General features: G+C 66.8%; 13 protein-coding genes. 12 read left to right on the forward strand and 1 reads right to left on the reverse strand.

Going from position 1 to position 12,311, the window contains the following annotated elements; translation table 11 throughout:
• The first annotated feature begins 34 nt into the window (after nucleotides 1-34).
• Entirely contained in the window at nucleotides 35-1,606 is a 1,572-nt protein-coding gene (gene ffh, locus OG326_RS12455) for a signal recognition particle protein (RefSeq protein ID WP_327144790.1), read from the forward strand.
• Between the two features lie 206 nt (nucleotides 1,607-1,812).
• Here ffh and OG326_RS12460 read toward each other — a convergent pair whose 3' ends face one another.
• On the reverse strand, nucleotides 1,813-1,995 hold the full coding sequence (locus tag OG326_RS12460; protein ID WP_327144791.1) for a hypothetical protein: 183 nt from the start codon (nucleotides 1,993-1,995) through the stop codon (nucleotides 1,813-1,815).
• Between the two features lie 74 nt (nucleotides 1,996-2,069).
• Here OG326_RS12460 and OG326_RS12465 point away from each other — a divergent pair, with 74 nt between their 5' ends.
• The 11 genes from OG326_RS12465 to OG326_RS12515 all read left to right on the forward strand — a co-directional run bounded on the left by OG326_RS12465 (nucleotide 2,070) and on the right by OG326_RS12515 (nucleotide 12,222).
• Nucleotides 2,070-2,996 carry a LysR family transcriptional regulator gene (locus OG326_RS12465; protein ID WP_327144792.1) on the forward strand — a complete coding sequence of 309 codons (927 nt, stop codon included), beginning with the start codon at nucleotides 2,070-2,072 and terminating at the stop codon, nucleotides 2,994-2,996.
• 116 nt (nucleotides 2,997-3,112) lie between these two features.
• On the forward strand, nucleotides 3,113-4,216 hold the full coding sequence (locus OG326_RS12470) for an amidohydrolase family protein (protein ID WP_442791027.1): 1,104 nt from the start codon (nucleotides 3,113-3,115) through the stop codon (nucleotides 4,214-4,216).
• 89 nt (nucleotides 4,217-4,305) lie between these two features.
• Nucleotides 4,306-5,049 carry a class I SAM-dependent methyltransferase gene (locus tag OG326_RS12475; protein WP_442790950.1) on the forward strand — a complete coding sequence of 248 codons (744 nt, stop codon included), beginning with the start codon at nucleotides 4,306-4,308 and terminating at the stop codon, nucleotides 5,047-5,049.
• 470 nt (nucleotides 5,050-5,519) lie between these two features.
• The gene (gene rpsP, locus OG326_RS12480) at nucleotides 5,520-5,966 is read left to right on the forward strand and encodes a 30S ribosomal protein S16 (protein WP_327144794.1); all 447 of its coding nucleotides are present in this window, start codon (nucleotides 5,520-5,522) and stop codon (nucleotides 5,964-5,966) included.
• Nucleotides 5,966-6,208, forward strand: coding sequence for an RNA-binding protein (locus OG326_RS12485; RefSeq protein ID WP_067827290.1), 243 nt, complete (start codon nucleotides 5,966-5,968; stop codon nucleotides 6,206-6,208). The genes rpsP and OG326_RS12485 overlap by 1 nt, the downstream gene beginning before the upstream one ends.
• Nucleotides 6,209-6,745 (forward strand): ribosome maturation factor RimM, encoded by a 537-nt coding sequence (gene rimM / locus OG326_RS12490; RefSeq protein ID WP_327144795.1) that lies wholly within the window; start codon nucleotides 6,209-6,211, stop codon nucleotides 6,743-6,745.
• 5 nt (nucleotides 6,746-6,750) lie between these two features.
• Nucleotides 6,751-7,434, forward strand: a complete 684-nt coding sequence (gene trmD, locus OG326_RS12495; RefSeq protein WP_327146454.1) for a tRNA (guanosine(37)-N1)-methyltransferase TrmD — start codon at nucleotides 6,751-6,753, stop codon at nucleotides 7,432-7,434.
• Between the two features lie 134 nt (nucleotides 7,435-7,568).
• Nucleotides 7,569-8,615, forward strand: coding sequence for a LacI family DNA-binding transcriptional regulator (locus OG326_RS12500; RefSeq protein WP_327144796.1), 1,047 nt, complete (start codon nucleotides 7,569-7,571; stop codon nucleotides 8,613-8,615).
• 42 nt (nucleotides 8,616-8,657) lie between these two features.
• The gene (locus tag OG326_RS12505; RefSeq protein WP_327144797.1) at nucleotides 8,658-9,614 is read left to right on the forward strand and encodes a sugar ABC transporter substrate-binding protein; all 957 of its coding nucleotides are present in this window, start codon (nucleotides 8,658-8,660) and stop codon (nucleotides 9,612-9,614) included.
• A gap of 83 nt (nucleotides 9,615-9,697) precedes the next feature.
• Nucleotides 9,698-11,224: a sugar ABC transporter ATP-binding protein gene (locus OG326_RS12510; protein WP_327144798.1), complete on the forward strand. Its 1,527-nt coding sequence runs from the start codon at nucleotides 9,698-9,700 to the stop codon at nucleotides 11,222-11,224.
• A complete protein-coding gene (locus OG326_RS12515; RefSeq protein WP_327144799.1) occupies nucleotides 11,221-12,222 on the forward strand; it encodes an ABC transporter permease in 1,002 nt (333 codons plus the stop codon). The genes OG326_RS12510 and OG326_RS12515 overlap by 4 nt, the downstream gene beginning before the upstream one ends.
• Nucleotides 12,223-12,311: the final 89 nt, after the last annotated feature.

Genomic DNA, 12,311 nt, shown 5'->3' on the forward strand with positions numbered 1-12,311 from the left:
GAGTGACGTCCCCGAGATACCAGGAGCGCGATCGGTGTTCGAATCCCTTTCCGACCGGTTGGCCGGTGCCCTCAAGGATCTGCGTGGGAAGGGGCGCCTGTCACCGGCCGATATCGATGCGACCGCCCGCGAGATCCGCCTCGCCCTACTCGAAGCGGACGTGGCGCTGCCGGTGGTGCGCACGTTCATCGCCAAGATCAAGGAGCGCGCCAAGGGCGCGGAGGTCTCCGCGGCGCTGAACCCGGCCCAGCAGGTCGTCAAGATCGTCAACGAGGAGCTTGTCGGCATCCTCGGCGGTGAGACCCGGCGACTGCAGTACGCCAAGAACCCGCCCACCGTCATCATGCTGGCGGGTCTGCAGGGCGCGGGTAAGACCACGCTCGCGGGCAAGCTCGCGAAATGGCTGAAGGGCCAGGGGCATCAGCCGCTGCTCGTCGCCTGTGACCTGCAGCGCCCCGGCGCGGTCACCCAGCTCCAAGTGGTCGGCGAACGGGCCGGTGTGCCGGTCTTCGCGCCCAATCCGGGCACCTCCATCGGCGGTGGTGACAACCCGCTCGGTGTTTCCGCGGCCGATCCGGTGGATGTGGCCCGGCGCGGTATCGAAGAGGCCAAGTCCAAGCAGTACGACATCGTCATCGTCGATACCGCCGGTCGCCTCGGTATCGATGCCGAGCTCATGACGCAGGCCTCCGGTATTCGCGACGCCGTCAACCCCGACGAGATCCTCTTCGTCCTGGACTCCATGATCGGTCAGGACGCGGTCACCACGGCCGAGGCCTTCCGCGACGGCGTCGGCTTCACCGGTGTCGTGCTCACCAAGCTCGACGGTGACGCCCGCGGTGGTGCGGCGCTGTCGGTGCGTGAAATCACCGGGCGCCCCATCCTTTTCGCCTCCACCGGTGAGAAGCTCGAAGACTTCGACGTCTTCCACCCGGACCGCATGGCCAGTCGCATTCTCGGCATGGGTGATCTGCTCACCCTGATCGAGCAGGCCGAACAGGTCTACGACGCCCAGCAGGCCGAGGAAGCCGCCCGCAAGATGGGCTCCGGCGAGCTCACCCTCGAGGATTTCCTCGAGCAGATGCTCGCCATCCGCAAGATGGGCCCGATCGGCAATCTGCTCGGCATGCTGCCGGGCGCGGCGGGGATGAAGGATGTGCTCGCGCAGGTCGACGACAAGCAGCTCGACCGGGTGCAGGCCATCATTCGCGGCATGACGCCCACCGAGCGCGACAACCCGAAGATCATCAACGCCTCCCGCCGCCTGCGCATCGCGAACGGTTCCGGCGTCTCGGTCTCCGAGGTCAACCAGCTCGTCGACCGCTTCTTCGAAGCCAAGAAGATGATGGGCGCCATGAGCCGCCAGTTCGGCCTCCCCGGCGCACGCGGCGGCAACAATAAAAAAGGCAAAGGCAAAAAGGGCAAAAAGGGCGGCCGCGGCCCCACCCCGCCGAAGATGCGCGGCGGCTTCCCCGGCATGCCCGCCCTCCCCGGCGGCATGCCCGGCGCCATGCCGGACATCTCCAACCTCCCCGCCGGCCTCAACGAACTCCCCCCGGGCCTGGAAGGCTTCGACCTCTCCAAGCTGAACTTCCCCAAGAAGTAAGCCCCACACTCGAATTCGCCTCGGCCCCGTCGGATCTCGACGGGGCCGAGGTGCGTCCGATCCGCTCATCGCACCGCATCGGCCGGCCGATTGTCCTCCGACCCGGGCATTCATGATCACCAGGAACTGGTGGAGACCTTTTCTTGGGCGATGCCGCCACCACTTCCTGGTGATCGCTTGACCAGTCGGCCGGATGCGCTAGGTCATCAGCGCGGACCGAGTTGATGGCTGCTGTCGAAGGTGTTGGGGGACAGCCATATTCGGACTGTGCCGCAGGTGCAGCGGGTGTAGGTGACCAGACCCTCGGAGGTGTGGTGGCGGGAGAGGGTGGTCGGGGGCCGGGTGGTCGGCCAGCCGCAGGTGTTGCAGTGCTCGTTTGATCCGGTCATGTGATCGAGTCTTTCCGGGGGCGATAGGTGCGGTCCATCGAATAATTCCGCAGTGAATCGTGTGGAATGTGCACATGATCGATCCACGGTTGCAGTCGTTGCGGGTGCTGCGGGAGCAGGGGACGGTGACGGCGGCTGCGGCGGCGCTGCATTTGACGCCGTCGACGGTGTCGCAGCAGTTGCGGGGGCTGGCGCGGGATTTCGAGGTGGAGTTGCTGGAGCATGTCGGGCGGCGGGTGCAGTTGACGCCTGCCGCGTTCGCACTGCTGCGGCATGCGGATCTGCTTGCGGCGCAGGGGGAGTTGGCGCGGGCGGAGTTGGCTGCGCATCGGGCGGGCATTGCGGGGCGGCTGCGGTTGAGCGCCATGCCGACCGCGCTCGCGGCCGTGGTGGCTCCGGCGGCGGCGCGGCTGCGGGATACCCATCCGCGCTTGAGCGTTTCGCTGATCGAGGACGAGAGCACGCACTGTTTCGAGCTGTTGCTGGCCGGGGACTGCGATATCGCCGTGGTCCTGCCCGCGCCTGGCAGTCCCAGTGCGGACGATCCGCGGTTCGAGCAGCGGCCGTTGCTCGCGGAACCGATGGATCTGCTGGTTCCGGCCGGACATCGGCTCGCGGGGCGCTCGCAGGTGCAGCTGATCGAGGCGGCCGCGGAGCCGTGGATCACCGGCCGGGATTGGATCACGCACTCCCTGGTGGTGTCGGCCGCCTGTGCCGCCGCCGGTTTCACCCCTCGAATTGCCGGGCAGGCAGTGCATTTCGTCGGCGTATCGGCAATGGTCGCGAACGGATTCGGGGTCAGCCTGATCGCGCGGCTGGCCTTGATCCCGCCGGAGCTGGCGGTGGTGCGGGTGCCGCTGCGGGGTGACCCCGTGCCCATTCGGCGGCATCTGGTCGCGGTGCGCCGGGGTTCCGCCGAGCATCCGGTCATCGCGGCCGGGGTCGCCGCGATCCGGGCGGTGTGTCGTGAGCGAGCGGACATCTCCGTGCTGGGCGAATAGGGGGACTCGCGGGTTCGGGGGGTGCGAGGCCGCGCGAATTCTTGCGGGGCGGGGCGCAGTAGTTTGTAGTGGAGCAGGGTTTGTGTCGAGGCACGGTGGGCGTGGCGAGGAGGCTGATCATGCGTCTGCATTTTCGCGGAGTGGTGCTGCCGGACGGGGATATGCGGGACCTGTGGGTTCATGACGGCGTCCTGTCCTATGAACCGGTCGCCGAGGCCGAGACGGTGCACGCCTCGGGCTGGATCGTGCCGGGGCTGGTGGACGCGCACTGCCACGTCGGCATCAAATACGGTGGGGGAGACGAGGATTCCGCGGGCGCGATCGCCCAGGCCGAGGTCGAGCGGGATGCGGGCGCGCTCCTGCTGCGTGATGCGGGCTCACCCATCGACACCCGCTTCATCGACGACCGCGAGGATCTGCCCAAGATCATTCGCGCGGGCCGCCATATCGCCCGGCCGCGCCGCTATATCCGGGAACTCGGCATCGAACTCGAGGACGAACGCGATCTGCCGGAGATCATTGCCGAACAGGCCCGCCGCGGCGACGGCTGGGTCAAGATCGTCGGCGACTGGATCGACCGTTCGGCAGGCGATCTGGCCCCGCTGTGGTCGGACACCATTCTCAAGGAATCCATCGACGCCGCCCACCGTGAGGGCGCCCGCGTCACCGCGCACGTCTTCGGCGAGGACGCCCTCTACGGCCTGCTCGACGCGGGTATCGACTGCATCGAACACGGCACCGGCCTCACCGACGAGACCATCGGCATGATGGTCGCGCACGGCACCGCCCTGGTGCCCACCCTCGTCAATATCGACACCTTCCCCGAAATCGCCGACAGCGCAGGCAAATTCCCCGTCTACGCCGCCCATATGCGTGATCTGCACCGGCGTTCGCGCGAAACCGTCGCGAAGGCGCACGAGGCCGGCGTGCCGATCTACACCGGCACCGATGCGGGCGGTTCCATCCCGCACGGCCGCATCGCCGACGAGATCACCGCCCTCATGGGCGCGGGCTTCTCACCGCACGATGCCCTCGGCGCATCCTCGTGGAATGCCCGGACGTGGCTGGGCCGCACCGGGATCGAACCGGGCGCGCCCGCGGACTTCGTCGTCTATCAGGAGGATCCGCGCACCAGTCCGCACGTGCTGTCCACACCGTCCTGGGTGGTGCTCCGCGGCCGCGCCTACGACCGGCGCGATCCGGTCACCGGCCACCGCTGAGCGGATACCATCGACAGCGGGTGTTTCGGGGTTCACGCTCCAAGCGTCCAATGGTCTTGCGGCACACCATATGACGGAAGGTGAGCGGTATGAGCACGGTCTCGCCCGCGCAGCGCAACGGTTCCTACGGTGTGGACGCACCCGCCCAGATCCTCTGGATGGGCGGTTTCGCGGTCGTGTTCTTCGTGGTCGCCGTGGTTTTCGGACTCCTCGGCAGTGCCGGCGCCCTCGGCTGGTTCGTCTTCCTCGGCATCGTCATGCTCATCCAGCTGGCCCTGTACGTACATTCCACGCGCCGGGGCAAATTCGAGGTCTGGGAGCAGGTGCTCGACGACCTCCGGCTCCACGGCGACGAACGCCTGCTCGATATGGGGTGCGGTCGCGGTGCGGTGTTGCTCGCAGCCGCACGCCGCCTCCCCAGCGGCAGTGCGGTCGGCATCGACCTCTGGCGCACGGTCGACCAGTCCGGCAATGCGGAGGAGGTCACCGCCCGCAATGCCGTGGCGGAGGGCGTAGCCGACCGAGTGGAACTCCGGACCGCGGATATGACCGAATTACCCTTCGGTGACGGCGAATTCGACCTGATCGTCTCCAGTCTCGCCATCCACAACATCCCCACCGCCGAGCTACGCGCCCGAGCCGTCCGCGAGGCCCTCCGCGTCCTGCGCCCCGGCGGCCGCCTGGTCATCGCCGACATCTTCAAGACCCGCGAATACAACACCGTGCTCAAAGCCGCGGGCGCCTCCGACGTCACCCTGCGCAGCCTCGGCTGGCGCATGTGGTGGGGCGGCCCCTGGGTCTCCACCCGCCTGGTCACCGCACTGGCTCCCTGAAAGGTGGCCGCCGACCTTGCGATTTGCCTGCGCGCTCGAAGTGAATAGGTCATGCTTCACATGTTTCAGTTCCAATCTGGTGAGGAGAATGACCTATGGGTTCTGCCGAGAACTTCCTGACTGCCGTACTGGCGGGTCTGGTCGTGAAGCTGCTGACGTCCGGTAGCTCCGGCAACTAGCGGCCGGAAACGGTCGGCAGCCCATCGGAGTCGCGCGGGCTCCGGTGGGCTGTGTCGTCTCCGAACCATGGCGAGCCCGGCTCTGGGCGAGGGCGATTTCTTCGCGCCGGGACCCCTCTGGCAGAATGGACCACCGTTCTCATCGAGAACAGTGAAGCCCGTCTCCGGATACGTTCCGCGCGGCGGTCACACACTCAACGCAAAACCGGGTCCACCCCGCGTGGACTGCTGAATTGCGGCCGTGACCAACCAGGCTGCCCCATGGGCGGCCGCCACCGAAAGGCACAGCTAATGGCTGTTCGCATCAAGCTGACCCGCATGGGCAAGATCCGCAACCCCCAGTACCGCATCGTGGTCGCCGACGCGCGCACCCGTCGCGACGGCCGGGCCATCGAGTCCATCGGCATCTACCAGCCCAAGGAAGAGCCCTCGCTCATCGAGGTCAACTCCGAGCGCGCGCAGTACTGGCTGAGCGTCGGCGCGCAGCCGACCGAGCCGGTGCAGCGTCTGCTGGAGATCACCGGTGACTGGCAGAAGTTCAAGGGTCTGCCGGGCCAGGAGGGCACCCTCAAGGTCAAGGCCCCGAAGCCGTCCAAGCTGGACCTCTTCAACGCCGCGCTGGCTTCCGCTGACAGCGAGCCGGTCGCCGAGGCCGTCACCCCGAAGAAGAAGGCCGCCAAGAAGGAAGAGGCCGCCGAGGCTGCCTCTGAGGCGACCGAGACCCCGGCCGCCGAGTAATGACAGCCGTCGTCGCCGATGCCGTCGAACATCTCGTTCGCGGCATCGTCGCCAATCCGGACGATGTCCACGTCGAGCTGATCACCAGCCGTCGTGGCCGGACCGTCGAGGTGCACGTGCACCCCGAGGATCTGGGCAAGGTGATCGGCCGCGGTGGACGTACCGCGACCGCGCTGCGCACTCTCGTCGCCGGTATCGGCGGTAAGGGCATTCGCGTCGACGTGGTCGACACGGATCAGTAGATGGAACTTGTCGTCGGTCGGGTCGCCAAGTCGCACGGTGTGCGCGGCGAACTCGTCGTAGAAGTCCGAACCGACGAGCCTGATCTGCGTTTCGCGCCCGGCACCACCCTCACGGGCCGGTTGCCGCGCGCGAAGCAGACGCAGCAGTACGTAGTGGAGTCGGCCCGGGAGCATTCGGGCCGGCTTCTCGTGCGTCTGGAAGGGCTCGACGATCGCACCGTGGCAGATGGGTTGCGCGGCATGCTCTTTGTCGTCGACACCGCCGATCTGCCGCCCTCGCAGGATCCGGACGAGTACTACGACCACGAACTCGAAGGCCTCACCGTGCAACTCGGTGACGGCACCCTCGTGGGCACGGTCCGGGAAGTACTGCATTCCGCTGCGGGAGAACTGCTTTCGATCACCGCGGCCGAGGGCTTCCCGCCCGCGGGCCGGGAGATCCTGGTGCCCTTCGTGAATGCCATGGTGCCGACCGTGTCCCTCGCAGACTCCCTGATTGTGATCGACCCGCCCGAAGGCCTGCTGGATCCGGAGTGAGCACGATGCGCATCGACGTCGTCACGATCTTCCCGGAATACCTGGAGCCGCTGCGAACCGCCTTGCTGGGCAAGGCAATCGACAAGGGTATCCTGGAGGTCGGCGTGCACGATCTGCGCGGCTGGACGCACGATGTGCACAAGGCCGTGGACGACACCCCGTACGGCGGCGGACCGGGCATGGTCATGAAGCCGACCGTATGGGGCGACGCCCTGGACGAGGTGTGCCCGGACGACGCACTGCTGGTGGTCCCCACCCCCGCGGGTCGCCCGTTCACCCAGGCCATGGCCGAAAGCTGGTCTGCCGAAAAGCATCTGGTCTTCGCGTGTGGCCGCTACGAGGGTATCGATCAGCGCGTTTTCGACGATGCCGCCCGGCGCGTACGCGTCGAGGAGGTCAGCATCGGCGACTATGTGCTGATCGGCGGCGAGGCCGCGGTCCTCGTCATGACCGAGGCGATCGTGCGCCTCATCCCCGGCGTACTGGGCAATCAGCAATCGCACCAACAGGATTCGTTCTCCGACGGTCTCCTCGAAGGCCCCAGCTATACCCGCCCCGTCTCCTGGCGCGAGCTGGACGTCCCGGACATCCTGCTGTCCGGCAACCATGCCAGGATCGAGGCCTGGCGCCGCGAGCAGTCGCTGGAACGCACGCGCGACCGCCGCCCCGATCTGCTCCCACCGGACTGATGTGATCGCCGCGCAAAATCTTGCGCGGCACCTGTCGCACCCCCGATCTACATTCCCGGAATCTCCATAAACTTTTTCGGCGGATTCGCCGCCGGGGGAGTGTGATCCACTGCATACTCCTCAATCAACACGAGTTGATTGAGGTCGATATGGTGACGCGGCGCGATGTGGCGCAACTGGCGGGGACGTCGGAAGCCATGGTCAGTTACGTGCTCAATGACGGGCCGCGCGGCGTGGCCCCGGCCACCCGGGCTCGAATCGTCGCCGCCATCAAGGAATTGGGCTATCGGCCGAATGCGGTCGCCCGGTCGCTGAAGACCTCGCGGACGATGACGCTCGGGCTCGTCGTGCCGGACAATTCGAACCCCTTCTTCGCCGAACTCGCCAGGGCGATCGAGGATGTCGCGTTCGAGGCCGGATATGTGCTGCTGCTCGGCAATGCCGTCGACAATGACGAGCGCGAGGCCGCCTACATCCGGATACTGATCGACCGGCAGGTGGACGGGCTGATCGTCGCACCCGCACACGGGGCGGGCAGCTGGGTCACCGAACTCTCCGGGACGGCCGTTCCGCGTCTGGTGCTGGATCGCGAAATCGAGTTGCCGGGCGCCTCGCATGTGCTGGTCGACAATGCGGGCGGCGCCTACACGGCGACGAAACACCTACTGGAACACGGATTTACGCGGATCGGATGCATTTCGGGCCTAGCGGGCATGCACCCGACGGTGGAGCGCGTCGCGGGCTGGCGACGGGCACTCGCCGACGCCGGACAAGGTCCGCAGGACGGCATGCTGGTGCATGCGGCGTTCGGCCGGGCGCACGGATACCGTGCGGGCCGGGAACTGCTGGCGGGCGCGGACCGTCCCGAAGCACTGTTCGTGGCCAGCGATGAACAGGCGCTCGGCGTGCTGCGCGCCGCCGCGGAGCTGGGCCTGCGGGTACCGCAGGACCTGGCGATCTGCGCCTTCGACGGTATCGAGGGCAGCGCCTACACGGTGCCCGCGCTCACCACCATGCGTCAGCCCTTCGAAAGTCTGGGCCGCTCGGCGGTGGAGTGGTTGCTGGCCAAGATCGCCGATCCCGCACTCGCGCCGAGCCGGATCACCCATGCCACCACGCTCGTCGCGCGCGGATCCTGCGGTTGCCCCGATCCGCTCGGCGGCGATTCGGCCATCGGGTAGCGCCTCGTCCGACATAGCTCCAACAAGAGAGGGTTACCCGAAATGCGAAGAAGCACAAGGCTGGTACTCGCTGTTCTGACCGTGGCGACCACGGCGACGCTCAGCGCCTGCGGCACCGAACAGACGGCGTCGAGCCCGGCCACGAATGCCAATGGCAAGCCCACGGTCTGCCTGATCATGAAGTCGCTCGCCAACGAGTACTTCCAGCAGATGCAGAAGGGCGCCAAGGATCACGTCGACAAGCTCGGCACGCTCGAACTGCAGACCGCGGGCATTCAGAACGAGACGGATGTCGACGGGCAGATCGCCCTGGTCGACAAGTGCATCACCCAGCAGGTGCAGGCCATTGTCATCGCACCGGCCGATTCGAAGGCGCTGGTGCAGTCGGTGGTCAAGGCCGGCAAGGCCGGTATCAAGGTCGTCAATATCGATGTGGCGCTCGACCCCGACGCACTCGCGGCGGCGGGCGTGCAGATCCCGCTGGTCGGCCCGGACAATCGGGCCGGGGCCGAGCAGGTCGGCGACGTGCTGGCCAAGGCGGTCGGACCGGGCGGCAAAGTGGTTGTGCTGGAGGGCAATCCAGGTGCGGACAATGCGCTGCAGCGGAAGAACGGCTTCAACGACACCATCGGCGCGTCGAAGTTGAACCTGCTCGATTCCAAGACCGCGCACTGGGAAACCGACGAGGCCTACACCGTTTTCGGCAATATGCTCACCGCGCACCCGGATATCCAGGGCGTCATGGCCTCCAATGATTCGATGGCGCTGGGCGTCATCAAGGTCATTCAGGAGCGGCACGCGAACGTCAAAGTTGTTTCCATCGACAATATTCCGGCCGTGAAGACCTTCCTGCAGAACGGCCCGATGCTGGCGACCCTCGACCAGTTCGGCTCCGAGCAGGCGGGCGACGGTATCGACGTCGCCATGCGACTGATCGGCGGCCAGGCCGTCACCGGTTGGCAGAAGACCCGGATGAACGTCGTCACCGCCGGGGCGTGAGGGGCCCGACGCGGACAACGGCCGGGGTGGAGCCGACCGGAATCGACTCCACCCCGGCATATCCCGAGATCACTGGGAGCAGTATGAACCCCGAGCCAGAGACCGGTGCACTCCTCGAGATCACCGGTTTGACCAAGCGCTATCCGGGCGTCACCGCCCTGGACGGTGTGGACCTGAGCGTTATCGCCGGTAAAATCCATGTGCTGATAGGCGAAAACGGAGCAGGTAAATCTACGCTGGTGAAATGCCTTGCGGGCGTGGAACAACCGGATGCGGGCCGGATGATCCTGGGCGGCTCCGAGCACCACCCCGCCGATACCGCGGCCGCGCTGCGCGCCGGAATCCAGGTCGTGCACCAGGAATTGGCGCTGCTGCCCGCCCTGACCGTCGCAGAGAACCTCTTCCTGCAGCATCTGCCGCGCCGATTCGGCATCGTCGACCGCCGCGCCATGCGGGCGCGCGCGGAGAATCTGCTCGAACAGGTCGGCCTCGAGGTCTCACCGGATACGCCGGTGGGGCGGCTGGGCATCGCGCAGCGGCAACTGATCGAGATCGCCAAGGCGCTCTCCACCGAATGCCGGCTGCTGATCATGGACGAGCCGACCGCGACGCTCACCCCGCGCGAGACCGCGACCCTGTTCACAGTGATGCGCCGGCTTCGAGCCGACGGTGTCGCGATCATCTTCATCTCCCATCACCTCGACGAAATCTTCGAGATCGGCGACCGGGTCACGGTGCTGCGTAATGGAACCAGCGTCGCCGCACGCGAGATCGCCGACATCGATATTCCGGGACTGGTCCGGATGATGGTCGGCCGGGACTTGGCCGCCGAGTACCCGCCGGTCACTGCGCGGCCGCTGGGGGACGAAATACTCTGTGTCAGAGACTTTTCCGTCACCGCGCGGACGCCACCGATCTCGTTCGCCGTGCGCGCGGGTGAGGTCGTCGGCGTCGCGGGACTGGTGGGCTCCGGTCGGACCGAGGCCATGCGGGCGATCTTCGGCGCGGATCAGGCTGTGCGCGGGGCCGTTTCGGTACGCGGCCGCGATGCGCGGATCAAGAGTCCGCGCGATGCCGTCCGGCGTGGCATCAGCTTCCTGACCGAGGACCGCAAAGCTCGGGGGCTGGTGCTGGATCTGTCCATTGCCGCCAATCTCAGCCTGGCGTCCCTGGACAAGGTCAGCCGGTCGGGCTTGCTTCGAAAGAAGAGTGAAACAGCCTCTGCACGTGATCTTTCCGAAAAACTCCGAATCAAGGCCAGCGGTCCGGAGCAGGCGGTCCGAGCCTTGTCCGGCGGCAATCAGCAGAAGGTCGTGCTCGGTCGCTGGCTGGCGACCGACGCCGATCTGCTGATCGTCGACGAGCCCACGCGCGGCATCGATGTCGGCGCCCGCTACGAGATCCACCAGCTCCTGCTCGATCTGGCCGCCGCGGGCAAGGGCGTACTGGTGGTCTCCTCGGATCTGTCCGAACTGATCGGGATCTGCGACCGCATTCTGGTCTTTTCGGCCGGGCGGATCGCCGGTGTGGTCGCCCGCGCGGATTTCGACGCCGAGCACATTCTCAATCTCGCCTACTCCGGCTATCTGAAGAACGGCAGTGCAGCATGACTTCTCTCAGCGCGGCGCGCACCGACAACCGGGCCGGCCGGGTGCTGAGCCAGGTGCTCGGCGAGGCCGGAATCGGTGTCGCGCTGGTGGCACTGGCGGCGTTCTTCCTCGCTGCCGCACCGCATTTCGCGACCACGGGCAATATTCGCGACATCATGACCCAGATCACGCTCAATACCGTGCTGGCAGTGGGCATGACGTTCGTGATCCTGGTCGGCGGCATCGATCTGTCGGTCGGTTCGGTCATCGCGCTGTGCGCGGTGGTGGCGGGCAAGGCGATGGAGAACGGCGGCTCGTCGGCCATCCCCGCCGCCCTCGGCCTCAGCGTGCTCATCGGCGCGATCTGCGGTCTGATCAACGGTTTTGTCACCGAGCGCTGGCGGGTGCCGTCGTTCATCGTCACGCTCGGCATGCTCTACGTCGCGCGCGGCGCCGCCGAGCAGTACACCGGCGCCCGGACGATCTACAACCTGCCGGCCGCGATGACCAGCTTCGGCACGGCCACCGTCGCCGGTATTCCGGCGGTCTTCGCGGTGGCGCTGCTGATAGTCGCGGTGGCCTGGTTCGTGCTGTCCCGCACGGTCTTCGGCCGACTGGTCTATGCGACGGGGAATAATGAAGAGGCGGTACGACTTTCGGGGCATCGAACCAATCTGATCAAGATCGTATGCTTTGTCATCGGCGGACTGTGCGTCGGTGTGGCCGCCGTGATCTACATGGCCCGGCTCGGTGTCGCCAGCCCCATTCTCGGCCAGGGCTACGAGCTCAATGCCATTGCGGCAGTGGTGATCGGCGGCGCCAGCCTGTCCGGCGGACGCGGTTCGGTGATCGGCACCCTGCTCGGCGCCTGCCTGCTCGGTGTGCTGACCAACGGTCTGCTGCTGATGGGCGTCTCGGATTTCCAGCGCACCATGGTGACCGGCACCGTCATTATCGTCGCCGTCATCCTCGACTCCTACCGCAAACAATTGATGACCCGCCTCTCCGGCAGCTCCTGATCGGGCCCCGGGACCGCGTGTCGCCGCAGCGTTTCGGTGCGGCACTGTCCCAGCGTGTCAGCGGACGCCGGTAGTGTCTGCGGGCGTGA

Source organism: Nocardia sp. NBC_01327, assembly GCF_035958815.1.
Classification (GTDB): Bacteria; Actinomycetota; Actinomycetes; order Mycobacteriales; family Mycobacteriaceae; genus Nocardia.